This window comes from Pseudophaeobacter sp. (assembly GCF_048267565.1).
Lineage (GTDB): Bacteria > Pseudomonadota > Alphaproteobacteria > Rhodobacterales > Rhodobacteraceae > Pseudophaeobacter > Pseudophaeobacter profundi.
In genome coordinates this window covers 400573-412234 of sequence record NZ_JBLWXG010000003.1, presented here as the reverse complement: position 1 = coordinate 412234, position 11662 = coordinate 400573, and the positions used below count along the sequence as shown (strand labels likewise).

The window sequence follows — 11662 nt, the reverse complement described above, 5'->3', positions numbered from 1 at the left end:
TTATTCCAATGTCTACCGGATCAAAACTCCCCCTACAGGTCTGGGTCCTCACCCTCTCCGCATTTGCTATCGGAACCGCGGAATTCGTGATCGCGGGCCTCCTCACCCAGGTCGCCGAGGATCTGGCCATCACCGAAGGTCAAGCCGGGCAACTCATTACAGCCTATGCTATGGCGATTGTGATCGGTGGTCCGATCCTGACGCTCTGGCTTACGCGGTTCGACAAACGCAATGTGTTGCTTGGTCTGATGGGATTGTTCATTTTCGGCAATGTCATGTCCGCCTTTGCCGGGGATTATACTACGCTTTTGGTGAGCCGTGTTGTTGCCGGTCTGACCCAGGGCCCCTTCTATGGCATTGGGGCCGTTGTTGCGACGCGGCTTGTTTCCAAGGATATGGAAGGCCGCGCAGTGGGGCAGATGTTTGCCGGTCTGACCCTTGCCAATGTGCTCGGTGTGCCGGGCGGTGCCTGGGTCGGCAATGCTTTTGGCTGGAACGCCACCTTTCTGATTGTAGCGGTTCTGGGTGTGATTGCCACGCTTGCCATCCTGTCCGCGATTCCGCGTCAGGGTCGTGAAGTGGTGGCATCCATTCGGGGCCAAATCGGTGTATTTGCCGACCGCAACCTGCTTGCGAGCCTCGCCTATACCGTTTTGGCCTGGACGGGGTTCATGGGTTTCTATGGCTACATCGCTCCCGTGGCCGAACAGGTGGCTGGATTTGCACGCGCTGACGTGACTTGGGTTCTTGTCATCGTCGGGCTGGGGCTTGTCTTGGGCAACGCCTTGGGTGGCCGTACCGCAGATGCCAATCTGCGCCTGTCCCTGATCGGCTGGCCCATCGCGATGATCGCAGCCCTTGTCGTGGCTGGTTTTGCCGCACCTTCCAAATGGCCCTTTGTCGTCGCTGCTTTCCTCTTTGGCGTGATGAGCTTTGCAAACGTGCCAGCGATGCAAATGCGGGTGATGAAGTTCGGCAGCAAAGCGCCAGAGTTCGCTGCTACGGCTAATATCTCTGCCTTCAATATCGCCAATGCGCTGGGCGGGATCATCGGGGCTGCCGTCGTCGACAGCACACTGGGAGCAACCGCAATACCCTTTGCTGCAGCCATGGTTCCGGTCCTGGGCGTACTGTTCATCCTGACACAGGAACGCAAATCCCGTTCCGGCGTGCAATGCCACGCCTGAGCCAACTTTACCGCAATTCAGACCAAACCTCTCCGAAAGGATCAAAGATGACCACGCTTTTTGATACAGCCATAGTCGGCGCCATTGACCTGCCATCGCGCATTGCACTTGCCCCGATGACACGCTGCCGCACCGACCAGCCCGGCAACATCCCCAATGCGATGATGGCTGAATACTATGCCCAACGTGCCAATGCGGGGCTGATCATCACCGAAGCCACTCAGATCACCCAACAGGGTCAGGGATACTCTTTCACCCCGGGTATTCACTCGGAGGAACAGGTTGCAGGCTGGCGCAAGGTGACCGATGCTGTACATCAGGCAGGCGGACGCATCGTCAACCAGCTTTGGCATGTCGGCCGGATGAGCCATGCGATGTTCCATGAAGATGGTCAGCCCGTCGCACCCTCGGCGATTGCCCCGGATTCAACCGTCTGGGTCGTCGACCCCGCCACCGGCGACGGCGGCATGGTGGAATGCCCGACACCCCGCGCGCTGGAAACAGTTGAAATCGCAGCCGTCATTGCCGATTATGCCAAGGCGGCCCGCAATGCCAAGGAGGCCGGCTTCGATGGTGTCGAGATCCACGCGGCCAACGGCTATCTGATCGAGGAGTTCCTGCGCGCGAGTTCGAACAAGCGCACGGACGAATACGGTGGCAGCGTTGAAAACCGCATTCGCTTTGCGGTCGAGGTGGTTGAGGCCGTGGCCGCTGAAATCGGTGCGGATCGCGTCGGCATCCGCATCTCACCCTTCATCACGCAGCGTGGGATGGATGACCCCGCAGCGCCGGATACAATCCTGGCGATGGCCAGGGAACTGGGGCGTATCGGGATTGCTTACATCCATATCGCGGAAGCCGATTGGGATGACGCCCCGGAAACACCGCGCGCCTTCCGCAAAGCCCTGCGCGAGGCTTTCGCAGGTGCAATCATTGTTGCCGGTGGCTATGACAAGAACAAAGCCGATGCCATTCTGAACGAGGGTCTAGCGGATGTCGTGGCCTTTGGACGCCCCTTCATCGCCAATCCAGACCTGCCGCGCCGCTATGCCGAAGGTTTGCCGCTGGCAGATTTCGACGGCGATACGCTCTTTGGTGGCGATCGGAAAGGATATACCTCCTACAGCAACTATGGGGCGGCGGCATGAGCTGCCCCCTTTCCGCCGACGAGGTTGAGCGCGCCCATGGCAACGATCGGACCGGCACCGAGCGTGTCGCCGAAGCAGGGGGTATGCGGATCTGGCACTTGCGTCTTGCCCCCGGCGAGACGCTTTCAGCACATCGCCATGACCGCCCGTATTTCTGGACCGTCCTGACCGACGGAACGGCAAGGTCGCGCTACGGCGATGGCCGGATTCAGGACATCACCTATACCAATCGTCAAACGCAGCATTTCCCCGACCTGACCGCCGAAAGTGGCTTCATCCACGACCTGACCAACACCGGCGACGCCGAGCTGGTCTTTGTCACAGTCGAGTTCGATCACTGATACCCAAAAAAGGAATACACAAATGCAACACATGACCAACAGCAAAGCCGTTGCGCTGACCCGCTATCTGCCGGTCAGCGATCCAGAAGCCTTCATCGACGTTGAATTGCCCGTCTCTGCACCAATTGGCCATGACATTTTGGTCGAGGTGAAGGCGATTGCCGTGAACCCTGTCGACACAAAGGTACGTGCCCCGAAGGACAAGATTGAGGAACCACCGCGCGTTCTGGGTTGGGATGCGTCTGCGATCGTAAGCGCGGTCGGCCCGGATGTGACGCTCTTTAAACCGGGCGACGAGGTCTATTACGCGGGTGATATCACCCGTTCCGGCACCAATCAGCAATTTCAACTGGTCGATGAGCGTATCGTTGGACACAAGCCTAAAACCCTCAGTCACGCCGAGGCAGCTGCTCTGCCCCTGACCACGATCACCGCCTACGAGGCCATGTTCGACCGTCTCGGCATCGACCGTGATGGCGCTGATGTCGGTCAATCGATCCTGATGATCGGTGGCGCTGGCGGCGTTGGCTCGATTGCCATCCAACTGGCCAAGCGCGCTGGTCTGACCGTGATCGCCTCCGCCTCGCGCCCTGAGACCATCGCGTGGGTCAAGGAGCTGGGGGCGGATCATACAGTCAACCACCATGAGGATATGGTTGCGCAAACCCGGGCGCTTGGATTCCAACATGCCGATCACATCGCAATCTTCAACGACATGCGTCACTGGGATGCTGCAGTCGAATTGATCCGTCCGCAGGGGGGGATCGTGACAATCGATGATGCCGACCTGCCGATGCCGATGGCCGGCATGAAGACCAAGGCAGCCTCGCTACACTGGGAGTTCATGTTCGCCCGCGCCATGCATCAGACGCCAGACATGATCGAGCAACACAAGCTGCTGAGCTTTGTGGCCGATGAAATCGACACGGGCCGCATTCGTACCACAGTGAGCGAGATACTGTCGCCGATCAATGCGAAAAACCTGCGCAAGGCTCATGCTGCAATCGAAGCTGGCACCGCAAAGGGCAAGATTGTGCTTGAGGGGTTCTGATACACAAGATCAGGAAACAAGCCATCGGCCAACGCATTGTACGCTCGGCCGATGTCACTCCCGGACAGGTTAGTGCTCTTGACATGCTTGGCCTGTCTGTTTTGCTGTTAGGGGTGAACTTGCCCGTGATGAAGTCCGGGCTTGACCATTTTCCCGGTTTTGGATGGTAAGCCTTCGCTTTCTGCTTCGTGCTCCAGTCGTTGCTGTCCTGATCGTCATTGCCAGACACCGCCTGCCGATTCTGACACGAGGCGACTTGCCGGTCATCCTGAGTGTCGCGGTCCTGCAATTTGCGGGTATGATTGTCGATCGGCATTGAATGCTGCCCCCTCTGGTGTTGAGTAGGCCCGGCGCAGCGTAGTTCTCACTTAACGCAGCTGCGGTGGGGCTGCGCGGTTTTTTTAAGCGCCAGCTTTCGTTTCCGGTTTCGACAATTTCGCAGTGATGCGTCAGGCGGTCGAGCAGTGCGGTGGTCATCTTCGCACCACCGAAGACACTTGGCCATTCTACTCGGTTCACGCCGCCATACGGAAATCAATGGGTCCTGACCCTAGGGCTTCGTCTGATCCAAGCTTTAGTCGGATAGATGGGCCGTAAAGATCAACAGCCAACTTGGGTGTCCTACGGTTATAGTAGAAGACGTTCTTTCGAAGAATTGTGTACGGAATGTGTGACAAAATCATAAGTTCCTGCATTTATTTTAGCAGAAGAAACAAGAACTTAAGTTTGATCTAATGGTGCCCGGGGGCGGAATCGAACCACCGACACGAGGATTTTCAATCCACTGCTCTACCCCTGAGCTACCCGGGCATGGGAAAGGCTGTTCGCCTTGGGTGTGGGCCTTCTAAGACGTCCATGCGGCGGTGTCCAGAGGCTTTTTGCAAGAAAAGCACTAATGTCGGATTGGCGCAGAACTATCGCCGGTCGCCTCAGCGTCAGTGGATTCTTCTATTGCCTTTTCAATGTCTTCAGGGTCATTGCTGGGGATGGCATAGCTGCCATTGAGCCATTTGGCTAAATCCTGATCGGCGCAGCGTTTGGAGCAGAAGGGGCGGTAGCCTGGCGCGGTCGGGGCGCTGCAGATTGGGCAGCTCATGTCAAAAGGTCAGCAAGGACGGTGCGGCCGCGTTTGCGCTGCAGTTCAAAATTGCCAAGATTGGTCCAGCCAACCAGGATGGTGTCTTCACTGTCGGTGCGCAGGGCTCCGCGCAGCGCACTTTCAAAGGTGCTGCGGTCCTTCTTTGGCATCGGTGCCACGTCAATCACGATCTGGCCGCCAAGTCCGCGCAGGCGCAGGGCGCGGGGCAGGTGCTTGGCACAGGCGATATTGGCCTTGGTCCCAGCCGCCAGAGAGGTATCATTGCCGGTGTTCACATCCACCGCGACCAGGGCGCGCGTGGCTTCGATGAACAGATGGGCCCCGCCGGGCAGCGGTTCGCGGATGGAGAGCGTTGTTTCCAGCGCATCCAGCACGCCGTGATGTTCGAAATCGCCGGTTTCGCGGTAGATATCCGCAGGCGCACTCCATTCGCGCCAGGCGCGCAGATGCGGGCCATCGCCTTCGGTCAGCACCTCGGTGTCGCCCTCGGCATCGGCCAGAACCTGTGCTGCCAGATCAGCCATGGCTTCGATATCCTCTGCCACTTCATCGGCATCGGTCCCCGCACAGGCAGAGCGCAGGATCATGCCATAGCTGGCCCCTTCCAGCACCCCGTGGGCGATTTCGAGCAGCCGGTCACGCTCTTCCTCGTCGCGGATGGAGCGAGAAATATTGAGCCCCGGCGCATCAGGTGTGGCAATGGCGTAGCGGCTCTTGAACAAGAGTTTCTGCGTCACCGGAATCGCCTTGCCGGGCTCGGCATAGCCGGTGACCTGCACCAAGAGCATCTGTCCCGGGGCCAAGCCCTTGACCTGGCGCAAAAAGGCGGGGCCATCCGGGGTTGACAGGAACATGCCGCCCTGGCCTTTGACGGGGCGGTCGGCGCGGGCGCGGTACACGGTGCCGGGCAGCGGTGCATCACCATCAATGAAGAAGTCTTCAAGCTTGCCATCCACCATCAACGCAGCGGCTTCGCGGCCTTGAATGTGGTCCAGAATGATCGAGCGGCCCTTCATGCGGTGGCCTCCTTGTAGAGTGTGCAGCCTGCGGCCAGCAACAGATTTGCAGTCTCGGCCAGGGGCAGGCCAACGATGCCAGTGAAAGAGCCGCTGATCCAGGGAATAAAGGCCCCAGCGGGCCCCTGAATGGCATAGCCCCCTGCCTTGCCCTGCCAGTCGTTGCTGGCGAGATAGGCGTTGAGTTCGACATCAGACAGGCGCTTCATCCTGACCTGGCTGACCACCGCGCGCTGCCAGAGCTGATCCCCCCTGCGCACGGCAACCGCCGTAATCACCTGATGGCGACGCCCTGCCAGGGCCAGCAGAAACTCAGCGGCCTGGCCCGCATCGGCGGGTTTGCCCAGAATGCGCCGTCCCAGTGCCACTGTGGTATCGGCGCAAAGCACCACGTCGCTGTCCTGGGCAGGCACAGCAGCAACTTTTTCGCGAGTGACCCGGGCGCAATAGGCGCGGGGCAATTCCCCCTTCAGGGGGGATTCGTCGATATCCGGCGGGCATATGTCATCCGGGGTGATTCCCAGTTGCGCCAAGAGCTCCAGCCGTCGTGGACTGCCTGATCCCAGAATGAACGCCATGCTTGGCTCTCCGCTATTCTTTGTGCCCGGCCTCTGTATCAGTCGGCCCTGTCTGTCAGCCTGTCATAAGCGCAGGCCGGAAAAAACAAAAGCCCGGCGGAACAGCCGGGCTTTGGTTCAATTGGTGGATCAACGGCTTACTTGAAGCGATAGTTGATCCGGCCCTTGGTCAGGTCATAGGGTGTCATTTCCACCTGGACCCGGTCGCCAGCCAGAACACGGATGCGGTTCTTGCGCATCTTGCCTGCCGTATGTGCGATGATCTCATGGCCGTTCTCCAGCTCGACCCGAAACGTCGCATTGGGCAGGAGTTCCTTCACAACACCGGGAAATTCGAGCGTATCTTCCTTGGCCATGTTGTCTCCATCTTCGCATTACCCCGCCAGTCTGCGGGAACTGCGCCTAAATGATCCCATTTGGCCAATATATCAAGGGCGCAATCACCGCTTGAGGCGGATTCTAGAGGTTTTTATCCTCTGCTCCTGCTCTGGCCAATGGCTTCGGTTGCGTACTACGCCGTCGGCGCGCACATCGGCAATGGTTTTTACATCGACTTCGGCATAGGTCCAACCCGGCTGATTGAGCTCTCCTTCAGCCAGCACGCCGGTGGCGGGAAAACCGGTATCTGGCGGGCCAAAGATGCCGCCGGTGCCGACATTGATGTCCACAGATGTGGTCCAGGGCGCCGCACCAACAACAGAGGACTGCACAGTCACACATTGGGTTTCCAGCGCCCGCGACATGGCGCCAATCCGCACCCGCCAATAGCCGGCCAGGGCCTCGGTGCAAGAGGGCATCAAGAGGATATCTGCCTCGGCCAGCGCCCGCCCCAACAGGGGGAATTCGCTATCATAGCAGATTAGCACGCCAATTTTTCCAAGCGCCGTGTCAAAGATTTTCAACGGCCCGCCCGCCCCAATTTTCCAGGGGTCACGCTCAAACATTGTCATGATCTGCTTGTCTTGATGATCCCGTTTGCCGCAGGGGCTGTAGAATTCCGCCCGGTTGACAGGGAGATCATACCCTGCATGGACAGGGGCAGAAGCCCCTAGAATATATACATTATGTTCCGCCGCCAGGGTCTGATGCAGTGCTGCTGCTTGTTCCATCCGCTCAGATACCGTGGTAATGGATCGTTGCAGATCCGCCGCGACCTCTTCACCCGCCAGGGTCGATAGCTCCATCGCGCCATATTCGGGAAAGACCAATAGATCCGCCCCCTGGGTCGCGGCCTCGGCAACCCAGGCAGAAAGTTTGTCTTCGTACTGCGCCCAGTTATCGAACCAATCAAGCGGATATGCTGCAGTTGCAATTTTCATCGGATCAGGCCCTCACGTTATCTCTGGTTTGGCGCAGCAAGACAGAGCGGAGGTGAAATGACAACCACTGCACTGGCTTTGCGCAGGCCAAGCTGTCTGGAAGAGGGGGTATGTTTGAAATTGCAACTGTTCGTGCCTGCCCGTGCGGCTGCCGACCCATTCCCAAGCGAAACGAACACTGGCTCCTGCCTGGGGATATCCGCGTTTGCGTCGCCAAGGGCGAGCGGGGCGTGATTTGTGGCGCGTACGGGCGCACGGGGGAGTGCCCCTTGCAAAGGCGGAGGGGGGAACCACTTCTACAGGCCTGGAGACTTCGGCAATAGTTGCGATTCGGTGTCGCAAACACGTTGTGAAACGCTTGATAAAATACCTTGGCAATATGCCCGGCGTGGCCGACCAATGGCATGCGGGTCGCGGTGTCAACCTGCCAGACAGCACCAAGGCGGCGCTCAGGGACTTTCAGCACTTTTTGATAGTCTCGCGGATTGGGGCGCCTCTGGCGCATCACACTTCAGCGCGGTGGCCATGTCGCTGAAACGGCTGACGATGGTGTCTTGGCTTATGTGATCTCTTGCGGGGGGGGCCAGCGGGCGGTGAGATGCTTGATGATCTGGTCGCGGGTCTGGCGGTAGCTGTCCAACTTGGCCGCACGGGTTTCGCCCAGCCCGGTTGGGTCCATGATGGGCCAGTATTCGACCTCTAGATGAAAGACGCGCGTCAGTTCCAACGCCCGGCGTTGGCTCGCGGGCGAGAGCGCCACCACCAAATCAAAAGAGGAGAGATCGTCGCCCCATTGCTCCATCTCGTCGAAAGAGCGTGACCTATGACGCGATAACTCCACATCAATCTCTTGACAGACCGCAATGCAAAAACCGTCGATCTCAAGATCATTCTTGACGCCAACGGATTGCACATAGGTGCCAGTGCCATAGAATTTCTTCATGATCCCCTCGGCCATGGGCGAGCGGACCGCGTTGTGGTCACAGCAGAACAGGATGGACTGCGGCAACTCCTTCACCCGTCAGCCCCCGAAATGCAGCACACAGATGAGCGTAAAGAGCCGACGGGCAGTGTCGGTGTCGACCTCTGCTTTGCCTTCCAGGCGCTCTTGCAGCACCCGGCTGCCTTCGTTGTGAATGCCACGCCGTGCCATGTCGATGGTTTCAATCTGACTGGGCGGCAGAGTCTTTACCGCAGAAAAATAGCTCTCGCAGATCTGATAGTAGTCCTTGACCACTTGGCGGAAGGGAGACAACGACAGATGAAATTCCGCAGCTTTCGCCCCAGCTTCGGTTTGTAGATCAAAGACCAAGCGTTTTTCACGAATGGCGAGACCCAGGTGGTAGGGGCCGTCAATTCTTGAATGCCCGTCGCGGGAGGGCAGGGTAAAGGAGTTTTCCTCAATCAGGTCATAGATCGCCACCTTGCGTTCCTGCTCGATCTCAGCAGTGGGCGGGGGGAGGTTGCGGTCGTCCAACTCGATTTGACTGATGCGGCTCATGGCGTTTGATCTCTGACGGGATAGCGTTTCATTCAAGTCCTAAGCTATGGCGCGATCTGGGGCAAATGCCCAGTTCTCAAAACAAGCATTTGCCCAGCAGAAAGGCAGCATTATATTTGCGTCATTTTTCTATGAAAAATGCACGCATGCCTTCGGCGAGGATATTTCGGGCCAAATGAAGCTGGCGTTTGCAACCGAATCTTTTCTAGCCTGTCTGCGCGGTACAGGCGGGGACGCCGATGACCGCGCCAAGTGAAGCCTCCCGGTTTTGTCTACGGAATCGGGAGGTGAACCAGGTTTCATTTGGCGAAAAATATCCCTGGGTGAATTGGCCAGAGGCCAAGAGGGGCAGCGCCCCTATTTCTTATTCAGTGCCTTCAGGCGAGCGGTGACTGAGAGGCCATGCGCTTCAAGGCTCTCGCTCCGTGCTAGGACCTCTGCTGCAGGACCAATGGCGCGCAGTGCATCGGGCGTCATCTGACTTAGGGTTGTGCGTTTTATGAAATCCATCACCGACAATCCGGAGGAAAATCGGGCTGACCGCGCCGTGGGCAGGACGTGATTTGGCCCGCCGACATAGTCGCCGATTGCTTCAGGGGTGAACTGCCCGAGGAAAATGGCGCCGGCATGGATGGTTTTGTTGCTCAGCGCGCGTGGGTCAGCAACACAGAGCTCCAGGTGTTCTGGGGCGATACGGTTGGACAGGGCGGCGGCTTCGTCCAGGTCCCGCACCGTGATCACGGCGCCATAGTCACGCCAGCTGGCTGCAGCAATGGCCCGGCGTTCCAGGGTTTCCAACCGGGCTTCTACTGCAGCGGCCACGGCGCGGCCAAAGTCGGCATTATCGGTTATCAACAGCGACTGGGCGCTTTCGTCGTGTTCGGCCTGGCTCATCAGATCCAGGGCAATCCAGTCAGGTGGGGTGTTTTTGTCGGCGATCACAAGAATTTCAGACGGGCCGGCGATCATGTCTATTCCCACTTTGCCAAATACCCGACGCTTGGCCGCCGCGACAAAGGCATTGCCGGGGCCAGTTATTTTATCGACGGGGGCAATGGTTTCAGTGCCATAGGCCAGGGCGGCAATCGCCTGGGCACCGCCGACGCGGTAAATTTCGGTGACGCCAGCCAGTCGGGCCGCCAGCAGTACCAGCGGGTTCAGCACCCCATCCGGGGTGGGGACAGTGATAGCCAGTCGTTCGACACCGGCGACCTGGGCGGGGATTGCATTCATCAAGACGGAAGAGGGGTAAGAGGCCAGCCCCCCTGGTACATAGAGGCCAGCTGCAGACACTGCGGACCAGCGCCAGCCCAGCGTGGCCCCCGTGGCGTCTTGCCACTCGGCGTCTTCGGGCAGTTGGCGGGCGTGGTAGGCCCGTATCCGTTCAGCGGCCAACTCTAGCGCGGCACGATCCTGGGCAGAGACTGTTGCAATTGCCGCGTCTACCTCGGCAGGAGAAATCGCCAGTTGCTCAGCGCTCAGCTCCAGCCGATCAAATTTCGCTGTCAGCTCCAGCAGGGCGGCGTCACCCCGGTGGCGCACATCGGCGATGATTTCAGCGACGGCGGCGTCCACATCCGGGCTGTCTTCGCGCTTGGCGTTCAGCAGGGTGGTAAAGGCTGTTTCGAAATCGGCGTCAGATGAATCAAGGAAAACGGGCATATTGGCTCTCTCCGGCTGGTAGTGCGGACATATCGCCCCGCGGGGCCGGCGACAAGCGTTAGCGCTTGGTTTGCAGCGTTTTGCCTATCTGCCGCATCCGCGGCTTTGGCGGGTCCTGTGGCGCAGGGCTGTGGTTGTGCCAGCCTGTTGCGCGCTCTGGCGTGCTGGTAATTGTGGAGGCTGCAGCTGCGCTGTCATGAAGGCATCAAAGGCAGTGGCCGGGCGGTCTTACTTTTCCGTCCTGATGTCTGCCCTGGCTGATGGGTTGCCCCGCACAAAGGAGTTAGAGGTTATGGTCTGGAGCCGATTTTGAAGGGGCCACATAGGGTTTGGTGACATCACGCAGCGTGACTTCGAGCGCTTCGACCGACAGGCGGATGCTGCCATCGCCTGCAAGGGTCAGCAGTACATGGCCCGCGCCATCCTCGCCGGGCTCAAAGTGAACGGACAGCAGCGACAGCACTAGGTCCTTGTTGCCGCGATCAAGCCCCTGCGAGGCCACGCCCAGAACAGTGTCGATAACCAGCAGCGACTGGACCCGTTCATAGGCGCGTGCGCGTTTTTCGGCGCTTGGCTTGTCCTCCCAGCGGAACCGATTGAGCAGCAGAGCGAAGCGGTGCTGCGAGGCTTGCCAGCTCATTTCCGTGACCGGAAAAACCGCGTCCTGTACCAGGCTGGAAATCACCTCCAGATCTTCGGGGCTGAGTGCGCCGAGGTTCACAGGAACTTCGCGGCCATCATGAAAGCTGGCGTCTGACAT

The 11662-nt window shown here is 59.0% G+C and carries 14 protein-coding genes, 1 tRNA gene and 1 pseudogene; 5 read left to right on the top strand and 11 right to left on the bottom strand.

The genetic code is table 11. The features are described from left to right. Nucleotides 1-8 precede the first annotated feature (8 nt). Genes ACN0VH_RS10545 through ACN0VH_RS10530 form a run of 4 tightly spaced genes read left to right on the top strand, consistent with a single transcriptional unit; the run spans nt 9 to nt 3727 of the window. The gene (locus tag ACN0VH_RS10545) at nt 9-1187 is read left to right on the top strand and encodes an MFS transporter (protein ID WP_278922702.1); all 1179 of its coding nucleotides are present in this window, start codon (nt 9-11) and stop codon (nt 1185-1187) included. 47 nt (nt 1188-1234) lie between these two features. Beyond that, nucleotides 1235-2335 carry an alkene reductase gene (locus ACN0VH_RS10540; protein WP_417700582.1) on the top strand — a complete coding sequence of 367 codons (1101 nt, stop codon included), beginning with the start codon at nt 1235-1237 and terminating at the stop codon, nt 2333-2335. Beyond that, on the top strand, nt 2332-2676 hold the full coding sequence (locus ACN0VH_RS10535) for a cupin domain-containing protein (RefSeq protein WP_417700581.1): 345 nt from the start codon (nt 2332-2334) through the stop codon (nt 2674-2676). The genes ACN0VH_RS10540 and ACN0VH_RS10535 overlap by 4 nt, the downstream gene beginning before the upstream one ends. Nucleotides 2677-2698: 22 nt before the next feature. Further along, on the top strand, nt 2699-3727 hold the full coding sequence (locus tag ACN0VH_RS10530; RefSeq protein WP_278922705.1) for a zinc-binding alcohol dehydrogenase family protein: 1029 nt from the start codon (nt 2699-2701) through the stop codon (nt 3725-3727). A 399-nt stretch (nt 3728-4126) separates the two neighbouring features. Here ACN0VH_RS10530 and ACN0VH_RS10525 read toward each other — a convergent pair. From ACN0VH_RS10525 to ACN0VH_RS10485, 9 genes and pseudogenes are all read right to left on the bottom strand, one after another. Continuing rightward, nucleotides 4127-4234 (bottom strand): annotated as a pseudogene (locus tag ACN0VH_RS10525) (ATP-binding protein); the annotation flags it as partial. Between the two features lie 228 nt (nt 4235-4462). After that, a tRNA-Phe gene (locus ACN0VH_RS10520) sits at nt 4463-4537 on the bottom strand. Nucleotides 4538-4619: 82 nt separating this feature from the next. After that, the gene (locus ACN0VH_RS10515; RefSeq protein ID WP_278922725.1) at nt 4620-4823 is read right to left on the bottom strand and encodes a DNA gyrase inhibitor YacG; all 204 of its coding nucleotides are present in this window, start codon (nt 4821-4823) and stop codon (nt 4620-4622) included. Continuing rightward, nucleotides 4820-5842 carry a ribonuclease E/G gene (locus tag ACN0VH_RS10510; RefSeq protein ID WP_278922726.1) on the bottom strand — a complete coding sequence of 341 codons (1023 nt, stop codon included), beginning with the start codon at nt 5840-5842 and terminating at the stop codon, nt 4820-4822. The genes ACN0VH_RS10515 and ACN0VH_RS10510 overlap by 4 nt, the downstream gene beginning before the upstream one ends. Then, entirely contained in the window at nt 5839-6420 is a 582-nt protein-coding gene (locus ACN0VH_RS10505) for a Maf family protein (protein WP_278922727.1), read from the bottom strand. The genes ACN0VH_RS10510 and ACN0VH_RS10505 overlap by 4 nt, the downstream gene beginning before the upstream one ends. A 137-nt stretch (nt 6421-6557) precedes the next feature. After that, complete coding sequence (gene infA, locus ACN0VH_RS10500; RefSeq protein WP_005620785.1) at nt 6558-6776, bottom strand: translation initiation factor IF-1; 219 nt, start codon at nt 6774-6776, stop codon at nt 6558-6560. An 84-nt stretch (nt 6777-6860) separates the two neighbouring features. Then, a complete protein-coding gene (locus ACN0VH_RS10495; RefSeq protein WP_417700580.1) occupies nt 6861-7739 on the bottom strand; it encodes a carbon-nitrogen hydrolase family protein in 879 nt (292 codons plus the stop codon). A 559-nt stretch (nt 7740-8298) separates the two neighbouring features. Beyond that, nucleotides 8299-8757 (bottom strand): arsenate-mycothiol transferase ArsC, encoded by a 459-nt coding sequence (locus ACN0VH_RS10490; RefSeq protein WP_278922729.1) that lies wholly within the window; start codon nt 8755-8757, stop codon nt 8299-8301. A gap of 3 nt (nt 8758-8760) precedes the next feature. Next, nucleotides 8761-9240, bottom strand: a complete 480-nt coding sequence (locus ACN0VH_RS10485) for a UPF0262 family protein (RefSeq protein WP_278922730.1) — start codon at nt 9238-9240, stop codon at nt 8761-8763. 46 nt (nt 9241-9286) lie between these two features. Between ACN0VH_RS10485 and ACN0VH_RS10480 the strand changes: the two genes are divergently transcribed. Then, on the top strand, nt 9287-9496 hold the full coding sequence (locus tag ACN0VH_RS10480) for a hypothetical protein (protein WP_278922731.1): 210 nt from the start codon (nt 9287-9289) through the stop codon (nt 9494-9496). 101 nt (nt 9497-9597) lie between these two features. Here ACN0VH_RS10480 and hisD read toward each other — a convergent pair whose 3' ends face one another. Then, nucleotides 9598-10902 (bottom strand): histidinol dehydrogenase, encoded by a 1305-nt coding sequence (hisD, locus tag ACN0VH_RS10475; protein ID WP_417700579.1) that lies wholly within the window; start codon nt 10900-10902, stop codon nt 9598-9600. 283 nt (nt 10903-11185) lie between these two features. After that, on the bottom strand, nt 11186-11662 hold the full coding sequence (locus ACN0VH_RS10470; RefSeq protein ID WP_278922733.1) for a DUF2948 family protein: 477 nt from the start codon (nt 11660-11662) through the stop codon (nt 11186-11188).

Excerpts from the sequence above, each read along its gene's own strand:
- ACN0VH_RS10485 (WP_278922730.1), bottom strand. The coding sequence starts at position 9,240 with ATGAGCCGCATCAGTCAAATCGAGTTGGACGACCGCAACCTCCCCCCG.
- ACN0VH_RS10535 (WP_417700581.1), top strand. The coding sequence starts at position 2,332 with ATGAGCTGCCCCCTTTCCGCCGACGAGGTTGAGCGCGCCCATGGCAAC.
- infA (WP_005620785.1), bottom strand. The coding sequence starts at position 6,776 with ATGGCCAAGGAAGATACGCTCGAATTTCCCGGTGTTGTGAAGGAACTC.
- ACN0VH_RS10530 (WP_278922705.1), top strand. The coding sequence starts at position 2,699 with ATGCAACACATGACCAACAGCAAAGCCGTTGCGCTGACCCGCTATCTG.
- ACN0VH_RS10545 (WP_278922702.1), top strand. The coding sequence starts at position 9 with ATGTCTACCGGATCAAAACTCCCCCTACAGGTCTGGGTCCTCACCCTC.
- ACN0VH_RS10510 (WP_278922726.1), bottom strand. The coding sequence starts at position 5,842 with ATGAAGGGCCGCTCGATCATTCTGGACCACATTCAAGGCCGCGAAGCC.
- ACN0VH_RS10495 (WP_417700580.1), bottom strand. The coding sequence starts at position 7,739 with ATGAAAATTGCAACTGCAGCATATCCGCTTGATTGGTTCGATAACTGG.
- ACN0VH_RS10470 (WP_278922733.1), bottom strand. The coding sequence starts at position 11,662 with ATGTCAGACGCCAGCTTTCATGATGGCCGCGAAGTTCCTGTGAACCTC.
- ACN0VH_RS10480 (WP_278922731.1), top strand. The coding sequence starts at position 9,287 with ATGGCGCGATCTGGGGCAAATGCCCAGTTCTCAAAACAAGCATTTGCC.
- hisD (WP_417700579.1), bottom strand. The coding sequence starts at position 10,902 with ATGCCCGTTTTCCTTGATTCATCTGACGCCGATTTCGAAACAGCCTTT.
- ACN0VH_RS10505 (WP_278922727.1), bottom strand. The coding sequence starts at position 6,420 with ATGGCGTTCATTCTGGGATCAGGCAGTCCACGACGGCTGGAGCTCTTG.
- ACN0VH_RS10515 (WP_278922725.1), bottom strand. The coding sequence starts at position 4,823 with ATGAGCTGCCCAATCTGCAGCGCCCCGACCGCGCCAGGCTACCGCCCC.
- ACN0VH_RS10540 (WP_417700582.1), top strand. The coding sequence starts at position 1,235 with ATGACCACGCTTTTTGATACAGCCATAGTCGGCGCCATTGACCTGCCA.